Raw genomic sequence first — 15,588 nt, forward strand, 5'->3', positions numbered from 1 at the left:
ATGCCCGACCAGACGCAGACCCAGACCCAGACCGGCCACGTCGACGCCTACGTGGACGAGGCGTACCTCGACGCGTGCGCCGACGCGTGGCAGGTGACCGGCGACCTCGCGCAGTCGATCCTGGACACGCTCGATCCCGAGACGGTGGACCCCACCGACGACCATCGGCGGCACTGCGTCGACTGGCTACGCCGGGCCGCCGACCGCCGGACACTCCCCCGGCCCGCGCCGGTGGCGGCCCCGTCGACGGACGCCCACGCGCCAACGGTCGACCTGCTGCGCCACGCCGCCGGCGCGTACCCCCGGTTCCTGGACGGCACCTTCTCCGGCCGCAAGATCCTGCTCGCCGGTCCGGGCATGCGGCTGTGGCACGGCTACTTCCAGTCCGACAACCTGCTGTACCGGCCGCTCAACGCCGCCGCCGGTGCGGCGGTCAGCCACACCCTGCGGACCGGTGGCGGCACCCGGATCCTCGAGGTGGGCGCCGGCACCGGCGGTGCGACCGCGCACCTGCTGGCACAGTGGCCCGACGACCTGCGCGGCGCCTACGACTACACCGTCACCGACATGAGCGCCAGCCTCCTGGTCGGCGCCCGCCGCAGGCACAGCGGGAACACCCCGCCCCACGTACGCCTGGAGTTCCGCCGGTTCGACTTCGACCTCGCCGACGACCAGGGCCTGGCTCCGGGAAGCCACGACGTCGTGCTCGCCGTCAACGCGCTGCACGTGGCCGCCGACATCCCGTCGACTCTGCGCCACCTCCGGTCACTGGTCCGCCCCGGCGGCGCGCTGGTGCTCAGCGAGTCGCTCTGCGCCACCGGCGACCTCGTGCACCAGGAGTTCATCTTCAACCTCCTGCCGATGCCCGCCGACGCCGGCCGGCGGGGAAGCCGCTTCTATCCGGCGGCCGCCTGGCAGGCGTACTTCGACGCCGCCGGGATCGACGCGGAGATCCAGGTCAACACCGCCGGCCCCGAACTGGTGATGGTGGCCGTCGCCGCCGCCGAGGCCGTGCGGTGAACGGACGGGGGGCGCTGCGGACGCCGGATGGCCTCGGTCGCGTACCGGCCGTCCAGGCGGAGGCCGCCGCGCGTCCGGTGCGGGTCCTGGTCACCGGGGCGACGGGTGTGCTCGGCAGGTGGGTCGCCGAGGGGTTCGCCGCACTCGGTGACCACGTCACCACCTTCCCCGGGCGGGAACTCGGCGTGGCGGGGGCGGGAACGGGTCGGGCGTTGCGCAGGGCGGTGGCCGAGGTCGACGCCGTCTGCCATCTCGCCGCCGCCACGCCGTTGCAGCCCGGCCGACGTACCGACCTCACCTACGCGCGGTGCAACGTCGACGCGACGCGCCTGCTCCTCGACGCCGTCGCCGCCACCAGCGGATGCCGGGTCGTGTTCGCGTCGACCGCGATGGTCAACGGCCTGGGCCCGGCGGACACCAGACGGCACTCCGACCGGGCCGCCTATGCCGAGTCGAAGCTGATCGCCGAGGGCCTCGTCGAGGCGTACGGCTGGGGTGTCTCGTTGCGGTTCAACGCCCTCGGCGGGCCGCGCACGCCGACCGACCGGGGCATCGTCGCGGCGGCGCTTCGGGCCGCCGACGAGAACCGGCCGTTCGACGTCTACGGCGACGGGTCGTCGGGCCGCGACTACCTGCACGTCCTCGACGCCGCGCGGGCGGTCGTCTGCGCCGCCCGCCGACCGGTGGCGGGCTACCGGGCCGTCGAGATCGGCAGCGGCCGGTTGTCCACGATCGACGCCGTCATCGCGGCCGTGGAACGCGTCACCCGGCGGCGGGTGCCGCGCCGACATCTGCCGGTACGCGCCGACGTCGACGACCGACCCGCCTGCGACCTGGGTCCGGCCCGCGCGGTGCTCGACTGGACACCGCACCGGTCCGACCTCGCCACCCTCGTCGGCGACCAGTGGGCCGAGCAGCGGGAGCCGGGCACGTTCTCGGCCGGCCTCCGGTGGACTCTCGACCCGTCGGGTCGGCCGCTGACCGTCGTCGCGCCGCGAGCAGGAGGCTGACCATGACGAACACGGACGCCGGGTCGCCGACCGACCCCACACGCGACGTCGACCTGATCGTCGTCGGTGGTGGCGTCGCCGGACTGTCGGCCGCCTTCTACTGGATCACCGACGTCGACCGGGACGCGCGGGTGCTGATCGTCGAGGCCGGTCCACGGATCGGCGGACCCGCGATCCAGCACACCTTCGACGTCGACGGCCACCGACTCGTCTCGCCGGGCGGCGCACAGGAACTGACCTTCCCCTCCGCCTTCGCCCCCGCCGTACGATCCGCCCTGTCCACCGTCGGCGTCGACGTCGACCGCTTCCACTCCGACACCGTGGCGGCGCACTACACCGACCGGGGCGCCGAAGGGCACGGCTTCGCCTTCGCCGCGTCGATCTGGGGGCGAAGCCACCTGGTCGCCCACGGCCCGTCGGCCGCCGCCGACTTCGCCGACGCGCCGATCGCGCCACGGGCCAGGCCGGAGGTCGCCGCGCTCGTCGACGAACCCACCGACTGGCTGGCCGGCAGGACCGACGACGAGAAGCTCGCCGCCCTCCGCGGGCGTAGCTGTGACGAGGTGCTTCGCGACTTCGCCGCGCTCGACGAGGACACCCACCGGTTCCTGCGGTACAGCACGTCCGCGCAGTCGGGCATGACGTTCGACCAGCATCCCGCCCTGGACGCCGCGCTGATCGGATACCTGGGCCTGGACGGGATCGGTGTCCGCCCCGGCGGCGACCCGTGGGACGGGCTGACCCGGACCGGCGCGAGATTCTTCCCCCACCTGGACCCGCCGATCTTCCGGTTCCCGGACGGCAACGCCACCGTCGCCCGGGCCCTCGCCCATCACCTGGTCCCCGACCTGTTCGACGCCGACACCGTCGACGACCGGCTGACCGCCGAGATGTCCGTCGACGCGCTGGACCGGCCGGACAACCAGGTGCGGATCCGCCTGAACGCCACGGCCACCGCGCTGCGCCACGACGATCCCGACACGGTCCTGGTCGAGGTGACGGCGGCCGGTGGAGCCACGACCACGTACCGGGCCCGCGCCGCCGTCGTCGCCGCCCCCGCCCACGCCACGGCGCGGCTCGTCCCGGAACTCGGGCCGGATCAGCGGGCCACCGCCGCCTGCCTCGGCCGGTACCCGATCGTGTCGGCCTCCGTCGCGGTGCGGAACTGGCGTGCCTGGCAGTCGCTCGGCATCTCCCGGCTCTCCTGGCCCGGCCACCCCACCTGGCAGATCGCCGGGCTGGAGTTCCCGGTCACCATCGGCGCCTGCGCACCGTCCGCGTCGCCCGACGATCCCACGACCGCGACCGCGCTCGGCGCGCTCACCGAGGCCGGTACCGCGCCCGCCGCCGGTGCGGCCGCCGGGCGTCGACGGCTACGCGCTGCCACGGCACGCCGGGAGATGGCCGCCGAACTGCGGAGTCTGCTGGCGGAGGCGCTCGCACCCGGTGGTTTCGTGGCCGACCGCGACATCGTGGACGTCCGCGTCGAGGTCTGGCCGCACGGCTATGCGCGGTACGCCACCTCGCGTGACCGCCCCGGCGACGGCAGCGCCGCGACCGAGGCCAAACGCCGGCTCGCCGACGGTGTCGGACGGATCGCCGTCGCCGGTGTCGACGTCATCGACCATCCCTTCCTCGACGGCGCCATGGAATCCGCGCATCTCGCCGTCGTTCGTCTCGCGGGCGGCGGAGCCGGCCGATGACGAGCCCCGTCTCCACCCACCGCCCACGGCACCACTCACCACGGAGGAACGACTCGCCATGAGGTTGCTGTTCTGCAGTCTGCCGGCCCACGACCACCTGCTGGAAATGATCCCCGTCGCCGAGGCCGCGAAGCGGTGCGGGCACGACGTCGCCATCGCCGTGTCGGCGCGCTTCGCCGCCACCGTCGAGGCGCTCGGCATCGAGCACATCACCGCCGGTCCGGACTGGGTCGGCGACTTCCTCGACAGCCTCGACGGTGACGTCCTCCCCGAGGAGATGGAGGACTTCACGCAGAACTTCATGGCCGAGCTGTTCTGCGGAGAGGCGTGTGTCGCGATGGGCGAGGACGTCGCCAGAGCGATCGCGGACTGGAATCCCGACGTCGTGCTGCGCGACACCGGCGAACTCGGCGGATACCTCGCCGCCGAGCGGGCCGGGCTGCCGCACGTCACCGTCGGTGTCCTCGACTTCAACGGGATGATGCTCGGCAAGGGCGTCGTCGCCGCGCTCGACCGCCGCCGTAAGCAGTTCGGACTGCCGCCGGACCCGGACGGCCTGCGGCAGTACGCCTACGGACACCTCAACATGCTGTCCCCCAGCTTCGCGCCGGAAGAGCTCGACCTGCCCAACGTGTTCACCGTCCGGGTGGACGGCGTCCGGCGCGGCGAGGTGCTGCCGGAGTGGATCGGTGACCTGGTCGACGACGGGCGCCCGCTGGTCTACGCCAGTTTCGGCACGGCGGCCTCGACGATCCCCTCCTACGGGCCGCCGCTGGCCAAGGTGATCGCCGGCATGGGCGCCGTCGACGCGAACGTCATCGTCTCCACGGGCAAGGGGCTGGACTGGCACGGTAAGGAGATCATCGAAGGCGTCCCGGTACCCGACAACGTCCGCGTCGTCGAGTGGGTGCCGCAGGCGCTGCTCATGCGCTCCATCGACATGCTGCTCACCCACGCCGGCCCGGCCACCGCCCGCCAGGCGATCGTCAACGGTGTGCCCGTCGTCGCGGTGCCGCTGCTCTTCGACGCGTTCGAGATCGCCGAGCGGTTCACGCAGCACGGCATGGGCGTGCAGTTGGACTGGACGAGTTTCACCCCGGAGGACGTGGCGGCGGCGACCACCACCGTCCTCGGCGATCCGGCGTACCGGCGGGCGGCCCGCCGGTTGCAGGCCCGGACGCTGACGGTGCCGCCGATCGACGACGCGGCGGTCGGGTTCATCGAGCGGGTCCACGCCGAGAACGCGCGCCGATGACCGGCACCGGCGAACGGGTACGGTCGCGCGTCGCGGCCCGGATGGCACTCACCGACGAGCGGCTGGACCGTCGGCTCGCGCTGTTCACGCCGGTCGACGCCGCCGTGGGCGATCTCGTCCGCGCGATCAGCCGCGAGTTCGCGTACGGCTTCAACGACACGCTGCGCACGTACGATCCGGCGGCGGTGCGCGCTCGGCTCGACGGCATGGCGGACGACTACCTGGCGCCCTTCTATGTCGAGGGTGCCGCGATGGCGCTCGCCGCGGCGGGAGCGCTGTACCCGGGCCGGGCCCGTACCGCGCATCACCACCTGCTCGCCACGCTGCCCGGCCACCGGTATCTGATCTTCGCCGGCTGGGGATGGTGGTACGCCGTGCGGCCCTTCGCCGCGCGCGCGATGAGACGCAGTCCGCTCTGGCGTCAGGACGGTCTCTTCACCGGCCTCGGCATCGACGGAATGGCGTTCGCGACGTGCTTCCTCAAGGCGAAGCCACCGCGTTTCGACGTGCCCTGCCCCTTCCCCGAAACGGAGTACGAGACGCTCTGGTTGCAGGGTCACGGTCGGGCGCTCTGGTTCGTCGCCGGTGGTCGCCCGGACGTTATCCGGGACCAGTGCGCACGGCTGTCCCCGCAGTCGAGACCGGAGTTGTACGCCGGTCTCGGCCTGGCGACCGCGTTCGCCGGGATGCGCCGGATGCGGTGCGTCCCGGAGGCACCCTCGGATCAGGAGTCCGAGCGACGCGCCTACTTCCAGGGGCTGGCGTTCGGCCTGACCGCGCGCCGGGAAGCGTCACCCCGCAGCTTCGAGAGCTTCCTCGACCAGCTCGACGGGTCCAGTGCCGACTGGGTCACCACGGTCACCGACCGGTGCCTGCAACCACCCGAACGCGACGCCAGCATCGACGGCGGCTACGTGGCGTGGCAGCGACGGCTCCGCACCGAACTCCCGCTCCCCGGACGACCGGCATGAGCAAGCCACGGCACGTCTGCGCCATCCGCGATCCGATCCCGGCCTACCGGCAGGGCATCGCACGCGAGCTCGACAACGCCGGCTACGAGACGGCCGAGCCGGGCGACTGCTACGCCTGGATCCGGCGTTTTCGTCATGCGGCCCACCCGACCGAGTACCGCCTCGCGGTGCTGCTCTCCGTCCGCAGTGAGTCCGACATCGAGGTGCTCGCGGCGCTACGGGCACACGACGACGCGGTGGCACTGCTCGCCCTGCTGGTGGACCCCGCCGCCGACGACTACCGGCGCGCGCTCGACGCCGGCGCCTGGGGTGTCGTCGACTATGCGGCGTCGCCGGACGAGATCGTGGCCGCGCTCGAAGCGACCTGGGCCGGTGCCGTCCGGCTGCCCAGGGCGGTCGCCGTCGACCTGCTCAGCCGCCCCGGACGGACCGAGGCGGACCTGTCGGTGGACGAGTCCGACGTGCTGCGCCTCGCGGCACTCGCCAGCGGATGGAGTGTCGAACGCCTCGCCAGCCACGAGAACTTCTCGACCCGGGCGATGTTCCGGCACCTCCAGGAGCTGTACCGCACGCTCGGCGTGTCGAACCGGCACGAGGCCGTGGTGGTCGCCGCGCGGCACGGCCTCCTCGACGGCTCCATGGACGCCATGCGGCAGCGGGCGGCGGACGACGGCCGGTCCGCCGTCCGCAACGGCACCGCGCCCCGGGCGGTCCTGGCCGACACCGCACACCGTGTGGACCGGCAGCCTCCCGCGACCGTGGCGGCGGCCCCGAGCCGCCGGTGACGCCCGGCTGATCGCGGAGGCCGACGTCCACATCGTGGCCGAGCGCCGTGGGCAGGCCGAGCCGTGCCGTGGCCGGCCCTGCGGGCGAAGGGGCCGCACCGCCGCCGAGCCGAACGTGCGGGCGGTCAGCCGCTCCGCGGCGTCAGGCGGCGGTCCGCGCGGCCGGGCGCCGCAGCGGGGTCGGGCGCGACAGCGACTCCCCCGCCACCGCGCCGACCAGGCACACCAACGCGCTGCGCGCCTGCATGTTGACCTGATGGCTGTGCACCAGCATGGCGATCACCTCGCTGACCGGGCACCACCGGAAGCCCGGCGGGGCGTCGTGGTGGTCGACCACCGTGACGAGATGCCGGCAGCGACTGTGCAGGAAGCGTCCGCCCTCGTCGGAGAGGACCGCGTCGAACAGGACCGCCTCCGCCGGGCTGTCGAGCAGGAGGGTCAGCAGCTCCGCCTCCGCGCCGGATCGTGGCGCCTCGCCGCCCGCGATCTGCACGGTCGGGCCCAACTCCACGTCGTCCACGAGGCCGGGCTCGGGACGGGCCTGCATGAGCAGGTGGAGTTCACCGTCGCGGTCGGCGACGGCGAGGCCCACCACACCGAGACCGACCGGGCGGACCATCGGCTGGCACCACTGGTCGACCTCGCGTCCGGCCGCGTCGACGCTGACGGCGACGACCTCGAAACCCGTACCGTCGTCGCGCCGGAGCGCGTCGGCGCTCCGGCGCCAGCCCTGAAGGTCCGGCAGGGCGACACGGACGGAGACGGACGACTGCCGGGCGCGTTCGGCCGAGAGCCAACGCGCCAGCGGCCGGACGTCGCACCTGGCGGCACCGGCCAGCGTCCGGGGCAGGACCGGCAACCGCGCCCCGGACACGGCGAACTCACCGGGCAGCGTCCACGGCGCGCAGCCCAGGACGGCACGGGTGTCGGCGTGCACGAGGTCGTCGTCGTGGAGCAACGCCAGCAGGTCGGCGAGCTCGATCCAGCGGAAGCCGACACCCGGCTCGAAGCGCGGTGTCCGGACGATCATCACCCGGTTCCGCTTCCGCCAGAAGACGCCGCCGTGCTCGGACTGCCGCGAGTCGACGAGGACGTCGGCCGTCGCGGGATCGAAGAGTTCGAGATACGGCACCGGTCGGCCGCCGTGCACCCGCTCCCGGTTGCTCCGGGTCGCCTGCACGGTCGGCGACAGTTGGATGCCGTTGATGTTGCCGGGCTCGGCCTTCGCCTGTACGAGCGCCGCGTAGCCCCGGTCCGACGGTGTCACCGCGATCGCCAGCAGGCCGATCTCCGGCTGGTCGACCATCGGCTGCATCCACGAGTGCCGCCCGTCCTCGGTACGCACGCGGTGCCCTCGAACAGCGAAGAACCGGCCGCTGCGATGCGTGAGCGCCGCCTCCCCGACGCCGGTGTTCCAGCCCGGTACGGCATCGAGCGGAAGTCTCGACGGCCGCGCGTACCGGGTGCGGCCCATCGCCTCTCGCCACTGTCGTATCTCGTCGAGCAGCGACGGATCTGCACGCGACTCGACGAGATGCGACGGGGTGGCCACCCGACGGTCAACCAACCCGCACCTCCGGCACGTAACGGATCCACCGGCCGCCCCGGTCGACGAACTCCTGCTCCTTGGCGACGATCTCGTCGGCGTGGTTCCAGGCGAAGAGCAGGAAGGTGTCCGGGTAGTCGGCGAGATCCTGCGGGAACGGCTCGACCGGGATGCGGGAGCCGGGAGTCGTGCGGCCCTGCTTCTCCGGCGTGGTGTCGTAGACGACGGGGAGCAGTTCCGGCCCGATGCCGCAGTAGTTCAGGACCGTGGCGCTCTTCGCGGTCGCGGCGTACCCCGCGACGCTCCGGCCGGCCTTCCGCTCCGCCACGAGTACGTCCCGGAGCTGCTCCCGGCGGTCGGCGACGCCGGCCGCGAACGCCTCCAGCCGAGGCAGGTCGTGCGTCCCGTCCCGCTCCTCGGCGGCGATCAGCGCGCCGACGGCGGGCGCGGGGGTCCGCCCGTCCCGGGCGAGCGTGTAGCGCAGCTCTCCACCGTGGACCCCGAGGTGCTCGACGTCCACCAACGCGAACCCGTGCGACTCGGCGATGCGCGCGACCGAGGTGGCCGAGAAGAGATAGAAGTGCTCGTCGTAGATCTGGTCGAACGAGCCGAGACGCAACACGTCGCCGAGATAGGGATCCTCGAAGACGACGACACCGTCTGTGGCCAGCAACGTCTCCAGGCCCGTGAAGACACCGCGCAGGTCGGGTATGTGGCACATCGTGTTCGCCGCGTACACCACGTCGGCGGGGCCGAACTCGTCGCGTATCCGGCCGGCGGTGGCGGCGTCGAACCATTCCGCCCGGGCGTTGACCCGGCGGGCCACCGCTTCGTCCACCATGTTGGCGGCCGGGTCGACGCCGAGGTGTCGGATGCCGCGATCGGCGATGGTGGCGAGCATGGTGCCGTCGTTGCTGCCGATCTCGACGACGAAGGGATCCGGGGAGGTCAACCCCGCGACGAGGCGTTCGGCGGTCGCGGCGAAATGGGACGCCATGCGCCGCGACGACGAGGTGCGGAACGGATACTCCTCGTGGAACATCCGCTCGACCGGGACCGGATCGGCGAGTTGGACGACGTGACAACCGTGGCACACCACGGCCCTGAGGTGGAGCCAGAACTCTTCGGAGGGATCGTCGGGGATTCGGAATGCGTCGGACAGCGGTTGCCGGCCCAGATCCAGGAACTGCGTCACCGCGTCGCCACAGGCTCTGCAAGGCATGTAGCGGATGCTAGGCGCTGACCACCGGCTCAGCCTGGCGCCCGTCGTGGATCACCCCGACCGAGTCACAGCCGCGCCGGTCGGCGTCCCAGGTGCGCCACGTTTTCTGGCGTGCCTGTCGGATCGACTGGCGTGATTCGCCGGTGCCCGGCTCCGCGATGCGCTCCTAGGGTTGCGATTACGAGCGAACCGCCGACCGGAAGCAATCACACCCGTCAAGACGACTCGCACGAAAGGTCGAAGAGATGATCAAAATCGGTGACATGCTCCTCGAAGAGCTCGACCGCGATCTCCCCAGCGAGATCGCCGACCCGGCCGCCGCCCTGCGCGGCCGCGCCGGCCAGGTGCTCGAGGTCATGACGCCTCGGCGCACCTTCGCCGACGGCAGCCGCGGCTACCACGCGATCGCACAGACCACGATCGAGGTCGTCGCCGGCAAGGACCCCAACGACACGACGATGCCGCGGGAGCGTTTCGAGTTCCCGGAGTCGCCCTGCGTCATCCAGCTCCACGACCCGGTGCTCACGCTCAACGGCGCCCTCCGGCTCGACCTCGAGATCAAGTCCTACCGGGCCGAGGCGACCAGTCAGGTGCTGTTCCCCGGGCAGAAGGTGGCCCTCGGCGTCGGGCGGTCGTTCGACGTCAACCTGCCGCCGTCGGTCGGCCGTCTGGAGATCCCGCTCGGGATCGACTTCGCCGCCGGTGACACGGTGCGCAGCCACCAGATGATCTTCCTGGCCGTCGAGACGCCGATCGGTACGCTGCACAACCCGGACGCGGCGCACATGTTCGCGACGGTCAACAAGGTACCGCCGATCGGCTTCTCCTACTTCCAGGAGGGCCTCGTTCCGATGGCGAACGCCGACAACGAGGTCGTCGCCATCAAGGTGTTCACCGAGACCGCCCTGCGCCGGGTGGTCACGGACTGACCCGACACCGGGCAGAGGTTCGCTCGACGCTGCCGCCGCACCCCCGTACTCGGGTGCGGCGGCGCTCGCGGTCACCCACTGCCACGGGCACGAGATCGCCGGTCCGACCGGTACGGACACTGTCGACAGTGTGCGTTTGCACGCGGTCGCGACACGCGACATTGTCGTCCGGCGACCCAGGCGAAATGTATGAAACGCTGCTAACGTACACCTTCGCCTACCGTCTTGCGCGGCGTAAGAATTGACGAGCAATCAACTGAAGGGACAGCCCAACGTGCCGAACCTGAAGAGTGTCACGGCGGTTCTGCCGGTCTCCGATCACGCCGCCGCTGTCGCCTGGTACAAGCAGTGGATCGGGCGCGACCCCGACGTCGAGCCCCAGGAGGGCGTCGCGGAGTGGCAGATCGCGGAGAACGCGTGGATCCAGGTCTCGCTGGATCCGGAGACCACCGGCAAGACCAACATCGTGATCGGTGTGGACGACATCGACGCCCATGTCGCCAGCCTCGCGAGTGCGGGCGTACCCACCGGCGAGATCCAGGACTTCGACTTCATCAAGCTGGTCGACATCGTGGACCCGGCCGGCAACAAGGTCAACTTCGTGTGGGAGAACCCGAAGTACGAGCCGCCGGCGGAATAGGACCACAGCACGACACCCGTTGACGGGTGTGAATGGTGGCTGGACGTCGCGTCCGGCAGTTTCACCAGGTCGGGGCACCTGGAACTGATCGCACGACGGATCGGGTTCCGGGTGCCCCGCGTGGTTTCCGGCTGATCGGTGTCAGCCTCTTGTGGAGGGTCCGTCGGGTGTGCTGATGTGTGCACGGGGCATTCCAATCCCGACCCCTCATTGGCAGGAGCCGACATGGCAGCAGAAACGTACGGAGAGGGCTACGCCGAACTCTTCGACTTCGTCTACGGCGCCGAAGCGCCCGACTCGATGGTGACGACCCTCGCCGATCTGGCCGAGGGCGGGCCCGTCCTCGAACTGGGCGTCGGTACCGGCCGGGTCGCCATCCCCCTCGCCGCTCGCGGGCTCGCCGTGACCGGTGTGGACAGTTCGACGGCGATGCTGAAGACCCTGGCCGGCAAGCCCGGCGGCGACTCGGTGCACACCGCGCTCAGCGAACTCCCGCAGATCGCGGTCGACGGCCGGTACCGGCTCGTCGCGTGTCTCGACAACACCTTCCTGCTGCTGACCACCCAGGACGCACAGACGCAGTGCGTCCTGAACGCCGCCGAGATGCTGACCGACGACGGTCTGCTGGTGCTGGAGACCTTCGCCCGCGCACCCGGCGACTTCGGGGTGATGCCCGCGCACCTGGGCGAGAACGCCACCGTGCTCTGGGCCTACCAGGTCGACCCGCTGTCGCAGCAGTTCCACATCCGCGAGATCATCTACGGCGAGAACCTGATGCGTGTCGTCCCGTTCGACGGCCGTGGGGTGTCACCCGCGGAGCTCGACCTGATGGCTCGGCTGGCCGGGCTGCGGTTGCGTGAGCGCTGGTGCGACTGGGAGCGGACCCCGGTCGAGTCGGACAGCCCGCTCGTCATCTCGGTCTTCGAGCGAGCCGACCAGTGAGCTGACCGGTGGTGTTCACAGCCGGGACAGGACGGCCCGCAGCTCGTCGATCACGCGGGCCTGGTCCGACGCCGACAGCGTCGGGTACATCGGCAACGAGAAGACCTCGTTCGCCAGTCGTTCGGTGACCGGCAGCGAGCCGACCTCCTGTCCCAGGTGCCTGAACCCGCTCATGGTGTGCACCGGCCACGGATAGCTGACGTTCAGCATGATCCCGGCCTCCTTCATCTGCCGGATGATCTCGTCGCGGGCGGGGTGCCGCACCACGTACAGGTAGTAGACGTGCTCGTTCCCGGGCACCACGGTCGGTAGTCCGAGGTCCGTTCCGGCGAACGCCTCGTCGTAGGTGGCCGCGATCGCGCGCCGGGCCGAGACGTACTGGTCCAGCCGCGAGAGCTTCCGGAGCAGGATCTCGGCCTGCACCTCGTCGAGACGACTGTTGAACCCGGGCGTCTCGACGACGTAGTAACGCTCCGCCATGCCGTAGTACCGCAGTCGCCGCAGGGTGGCGTCCACCTGGTCGTCGTCGACGACCACGGCGCCGCCGTCACCGTACGCGCCGAGCACCTTGGTGGGATAGAACGAGAACGCCGCCGCGTCACCGAACGACCCGACGATCCGGCCGTCCTGACGGGCCCCGTGGGCCTGGGCGCAGTCCTCCAGGACGGCCAGCCCGCGCTCCTGGGCGACCCGGCTCACCGCCCGCATGTCGACCGACTGGCCGTACAGGTGCACCGGAAGGATGCAGCGGGTGCGTTCGGTGACGGCGGCGGCCACCTGCCCGACGTCCATCAGTTGCGTGTCGTGTCGTACGTCGACGAAGGTCGGGGTCGCACCGACGGCGTCGATCGCGACGACCGTGGGGGCGGCCGTGTTCGACACGGTGATCACCTCGTCCCCCGGCCCGACACCGAGGCTGCGCAGCGCCAACACCAGCGCGTTCGTGCCGTTGTCGACGCCGACGCAGTGGCTGCGCTGATGCTTCGCGGCGAACGCCGTCTCGAAGGACCGCACGCTCGCCCCGAGCACCAGTTGACCCGATCTGAACACCTTGTCGACCGCTTCGAGCAGCTCTTCGCGTTCCGCCTCGTACTCGGTGAGGTAGCTCCACACGTTGATGCTCATAGTCGGTAAGGCTAGTGCCGCGACCGGTCGAGGTGGGCGCGGGCGGAAACGCATCCGTAACGAATGGGCCTGGCCCGACGCTCTCCACCGGTGTAGACAAGATTCGATCATGCCGTGCGCCGGAACCGGCGGGACGGCGTGGGAGAGGGGGTGCGGTGCGGGGCGAGTTGCAACGCATCGTCGACGCGGTCGCCGCCCACGTCGGCCGTCCCGCACTGATCGAGGACCGGCGGCAACGCGTCGTCGTCTACAGCGAACAGACCGGGCTGATGGACGAGGTCCGCCGCGCGTCGATCCTGCGGCGGCAGACCGCACCGGAGGTGATCGCCTGGCTGCGCGGCCTCGGCATCACCGACGCCCGCCGGGCGGTACGCACACCGGCCAGCCCGGAACTGGACCTGCTGCCCCGGCTCTGCGTCCCGGTGCGTCACCACGACCTGCTGCTCGGTTTCGTCTGGTTCATCGACCCCGACGGGACCATGACCGAGGTCGACCTGGCGGCCACCGGCCTGCTCAAGGAGCTGTCGCTGGCGCTGTACCGGGAGAACCTGCTCGGCGAGCTGGCCGCGCAGAGCGAGACCGAGGCGGCCCGGACCCTGCTCGCCGACAGTCCGGGCAGCCGCGACCAGGCGGTCCGGGCGCTGCTGGAGGCCGGGATGATCAACGCCGACGGGCCACGGACCGCGCTGGTCGCCCGGCTCGTCGCCCCCGAGGAACGGCAGCCGGACGAACGGGCCCGGATCGCGCTGGAACAGTCGCTGGTGGCCGCGCGCCGTCGGGCCGGTACGCGGGAGGCGCTGCACCTGGTCCGGCACGACCACGGGGTGCTCCTGCTGCCGGCCGAACCCGCCGCCGGCCGGCCGACGCCGGAGGTGGCCGCCCGGCAACTCGACGACGACCTGCAACAGGTGACCCGCAGCCTGGGTTCCGTGGAGCGGACGGTGGTCGGGGTCGGCCGGACCAGGCCACGGCTGGCCGACGTCGTCGAGTCGTACGTCGAGGCGCTGCACGCCGCCCGGGTCGGTGCGCAACTGCCGGCGTTGGGCCGGGTGGTCGCCTGGTCCGGCCTGGGTGTCTACCGGGTGCTGGCCCGGCTCGGCGAGCAGCAGCTCACGGTGGCCGACGTCCACCCGGGGCTGGCCCGGCTGGTGTCCACGCCGGGCCACCGCACGCTGCTGACCACTCTGGAGCACTACCTGGACCGGGCCGGCAACGCCCACGCCACCGCCGCCGACCTGCGACTGCACCGGACCACGCTCTACTACCGGCTGCAACGCATCGAGGAGCTCGCCGGCACCGACCTCAAGGACGGCGGCGAGCGGCTCTGCCTGCACCTGGCGCTGAAACTGGCCCGGCTGGCGGAGCGGCACGGCGGCGAGGAGTGACGGGCGCTGGGGTCACCGCAACCGGCGGGCGGGGAACCGGGCCGGCGGGTCGGCGATCGCCTCCTGGGCGGCGACCAGTTGCAGTTCGCGGGTGCCGGCCGCCAGGGTCGCCTCCAGCACCGCGAAGATCGAGGCGGTGGTGCGTTCCAGCGCCGTCGCGGGCGATCCGGTGCTGCGCAGGTGCGCCAGATAGAGCGCGGCGGTGACGTCGCCGCCGCCGTTCGGGCTGATCGGCAGCAGTGGCGTGGTCACCGCCCAGGCGCCCTCGTCGGAGACGGCCACCACCTCCAGCGAGTCGGGCGGTGCGTCGCCGTGCAGCACGCTGGTGACCAGGACGTGGCGGGGGCCGGTGGCGCGTACCACGTCGACCGCCGCCAGCACGTCGTCGAGCGAGTGCGTCGACCGGCCGGCGAGGAACTCCAGCTCGAACTGGTTCGGGGTGACGATGTCGGCTCGGGGCACCACCACGTCGCGCAGGTACTCGGGGATGCCGGGCCGGACGAACATGCCTCGGCCGACGTCGCCCATCACCGGGTCGCAGCAGTAGACGGCGTCCGGGTTGGCGGTCTTGACCAGGGTCACCGCGTCGAGGATCACCGCGCCCATCGCCGGGTCGCCCTGGTAACCGGAGAGGATCGCGTCGGCGTCGCCGAGCACCCCACGGTCGGCGATGCCGGCGATCACCTCGGCGACGTCGGCGGGCGCGAGCAGCGGTCCGCGCCAGGCGCCGTAGCCGGTGTGGTTGGAGAAGTGCACGGTCAGCACCGGCCAGACCTCGTGCCCGAGCCGTTGCAGCGGGAACACGGCGGCCGAGTTGCCGACGTGGCCGTAGGCGACCGAGGACTGGATCGACAGGATCTTCACCCGTCCATCATCGCGCCTACCGCTCCCCCGTCGCCGCAGGGGTCGCCCTTCGGCCAGGTCACGGCCGTGCACCGGGTGGGGGCCGCCGTATGGCCGCCCCCACCCGGTGAGGTCCTACTCGAACAGGGACAGGGTCAACGTCGAGGTGTACTCACCCGCGGCCACGTCAGCCGGGGTACGCAGGAACAGGT

At 71.7% G+C, this 15,588-nt stretch carries 14 protein-coding genes; 10 read left to right on the top strand and 4 right to left on the bottom strand.

What is annotated here, in order from left to right; all coding sequences use genetic code 11:
* From ACWDVW_RS22650 to ACWDVW_RS22675, 6 genes are read left to right on the top strand one after another with little or no spacing between them, the layout of a single operon-like run.
* Positions 1-1,020 carry a class I SAM-dependent methyltransferase gene (locus ACWDVW_RS22650; RefSeq protein WP_449952113.1) on the top strand — a complete coding sequence of 340 codons (1,020 nt, stop codon included), beginning with the start codon at positions 1-3 and terminating at the stop codon, positions 1,018-1,020.
* Positions 1,017-2,030 carry an NAD-dependent epimerase/dehydratase family protein gene (locus ACWDVW_RS22655; protein ID WP_449952116.1) on the top strand — a complete coding sequence of 338 codons (1,014 nt, stop codon included), beginning with the start codon at positions 1,017-1,019 and terminating at the stop codon, positions 2,028-2,030. Before ACWDVW_RS22650 ends, ACWDVW_RS22655 begins: the two co-directional genes overlap by 4 nt.
* 2 nt (positions 2,031-2,032) lie before the next feature.
* Positions 2,033-3,733, top strand: a complete 1,701-nt coding sequence (locus ACWDVW_RS22660) for an FAD-dependent oxidoreductase (RefSeq protein ID WP_449952118.1) — start codon at positions 2,033-2,035, stop codon at positions 3,731-3,733.
* A gap of 58 nt (positions 3,734-3,791) precedes the next feature.
* Positions 3,792-4,988, top strand: a complete 1,197-nt coding sequence (locus ACWDVW_RS22665; protein ID WP_449952121.1) for a glycosyltransferase — start codon at positions 3,792-3,794, stop codon at positions 4,986-4,988.
* Positions 4,985-5,959, top strand: a complete 975-nt coding sequence (locus ACWDVW_RS22670; protein WP_449952123.1) for a DUF1702 family protein — start codon at positions 4,985-4,987, stop codon at positions 5,957-5,959. Before ACWDVW_RS22665 ends, ACWDVW_RS22670 begins: the two co-directional genes overlap by 4 nt.
* Positions 5,956-6,744, top strand: a complete 789-nt coding sequence (locus tag ACWDVW_RS22675; RefSeq protein WP_449952126.1) for a response regulator transcription factor — start codon at positions 5,956-5,958, stop codon at positions 6,742-6,744. The genes ACWDVW_RS22670 and ACWDVW_RS22675 overlap by 4 nt, the downstream gene beginning before the upstream one ends.
* Positions 6,745-6,886: 142 nt before the next feature.
* Here ACWDVW_RS22675 and ACWDVW_RS22680 read toward each other — a convergent pair whose 3' ends face one another.
* Together ACWDVW_RS22680 and ACWDVW_RS22685 are read right to left on the bottom strand one after the other, a co-directional pair.
* Complete coding sequence (locus ACWDVW_RS22680) at positions 6,887-8,311, bottom strand: NDP-hexose 2,3-dehydratase family protein (protein ID WP_449952128.1); 1,425 nt, start codon at positions 8,309-8,311, stop codon at positions 6,887-6,889.
* The gene (locus ACWDVW_RS22685; RefSeq protein ID WP_449952130.1) at positions 8,304-9,512 is read right to left on the bottom strand and encodes a methyltransferase domain-containing protein; all 1,209 of its coding nucleotides are present in this window, start codon (positions 9,510-9,512) and stop codon (positions 8,304-8,306) included. The genes ACWDVW_RS22680 and ACWDVW_RS22685 overlap by 8 nt, the downstream gene beginning before the upstream one ends.
* A 263-nt stretch (positions 9,513-9,775) precedes the next feature.
* On the opposite strand from ACWDVW_RS22685, the gene ACWDVW_RS22690 reads away from it, so the two are divergent.
* From ACWDVW_RS22690 to ACWDVW_RS22700, 3 genes are all read left to right on the top strand, one after another.
* Positions 9,776-10,441: a hypothetical protein gene (locus ACWDVW_RS22690; RefSeq protein ID WP_191088645.1), complete on the top strand. Its 666-nt coding sequence runs from the start codon at positions 9,776-9,778 to the stop codon at positions 10,439-10,441.
* A gap of 274 nt (positions 10,442-10,715) precedes the next feature.
* Positions 10,716-11,081 carry a VOC family protein gene (locus tag ACWDVW_RS22695; RefSeq protein WP_350694576.1) on the top strand — a complete coding sequence of 122 codons (366 nt, stop codon included), beginning with the start codon at positions 10,716-10,718 and terminating at the stop codon, positions 11,079-11,081.
* A 225-nt stretch (positions 11,082-11,306) separates the two neighbouring features.
* Positions 11,307-12,023 carry a class I SAM-dependent DNA methyltransferase gene (locus ACWDVW_RS22700; protein ID WP_449952133.1) on the top strand — a complete coding sequence of 239 codons (717 nt, stop codon included), beginning with the start codon at positions 11,307-11,309 and terminating at the stop codon, positions 12,021-12,023.
* Positions 12,024-12,038: 15 nt separating this feature from the next.
* Here ACWDVW_RS22700 and ACWDVW_RS22705 read toward each other — a convergent pair whose 3' ends face one another.
* Positions 12,039-13,148 carry a DegT/DnrJ/EryC1/StrS family aminotransferase gene (locus tag ACWDVW_RS22705; RefSeq protein WP_449952136.1) on the bottom strand — a complete coding sequence of 370 codons (1,110 nt, stop codon included), beginning with the start codon at positions 13,146-13,148 and terminating at the stop codon, positions 12,039-12,041.
* 155 nt (positions 13,149-13,303) lie between these two features.
* Here ACWDVW_RS22705 and ACWDVW_RS22710 point away from each other — a divergent pair, with 155 nt between their 5' ends.
* Positions 13,304-14,533 (top strand): PucR family transcriptional regulator, encoded by a 1,230-nt coding sequence (locus ACWDVW_RS22710; protein ID WP_396750731.1) that lies wholly within the window; start codon positions 13,304-13,306, stop codon positions 14,531-14,533.
* Positions 14,534-14,545: 12 nt separating this feature from the next.
* Here the strand turns inward: ACWDVW_RS22710 and pdxY are convergent, their stop codons facing one another.
* On the bottom strand, positions 14,546-15,397 hold the full coding sequence (gene pdxY, locus ACWDVW_RS22715; protein ID WP_350694592.1) for a pyridoxal kinase PdxY: 852 nt from the start codon (positions 15,395-15,397) through the stop codon (positions 14,546-14,548).
* Positions 15,398-15,588 lie beyond the last annotated feature (191 nt).

It is taken from the genome of Micromonospora sp. NPDC003241, assembly GCF_053589795.1.

What these genes read in the sequence shown, in the direction of transcription:
- ACWDVW_RS22675 (WP_449952126.1), top strand. Translation starts at nt 5,956, where the DNA reads ATGAGCAAGCCACGGCACGTCTGCGCCATCCGCGATCCGATCCCGGCC.
- ACWDVW_RS22705 (WP_449952136.1), bottom strand. Translation starts at nt 13,148, where the DNA reads ATGAGCATCAACGTGTGGAGCTACCTCACCGAGTACGAGGCGGAACGC.
- ACWDVW_RS22665 (WP_449952121.1), top strand. Translation starts at nt 3,792, where the DNA reads ATGAGGTTGCTGTTCTGCAGTCTGCCGGCCCACGACCACCTGCTGGAA.
- ACWDVW_RS22660 (WP_449952118.1), top strand. Translation starts at nt 2,033, where the DNA reads ATGACGAACACGGACGCCGGGTCGCCGACCGACCCCACACGCGACGTC.
- ACWDVW_RS22700 (WP_449952133.1), top strand. Translation starts at nt 11,307, where the DNA reads ATGGCAGCAGAAACGTACGGAGAGGGCTACGCCGAACTCTTCGACTTC.
- ACWDVW_RS22650 (WP_449952113.1), top strand. Translation starts at nt 1, where the DNA reads ATGCCCGACCAGACGCAGACCCAGACCCAGACCGGCCACGTCGACGCC.
- ACWDVW_RS22685 (WP_449952130.1), bottom strand. Translation starts at nt 9,512, where the DNA reads ATGCCTTGCAGAGCCTGTGGCGACGCGGTGACGCAGTTCCTGGATCTG.
- ACWDVW_RS22670 (WP_449952123.1), top strand. Translation starts at nt 4,985, where the DNA reads ATGACCGGCACCGGCGAACGGGTACGGTCGCGCGTCGCGGCCCGGATG.
- ACWDVW_RS22690 (WP_191088645.1), top strand. Translation starts at nt 9,776, where the DNA reads ATGCTCCTCGAAGAGCTCGACCGCGATCTCCCCAGCGAGATCGCCGAC.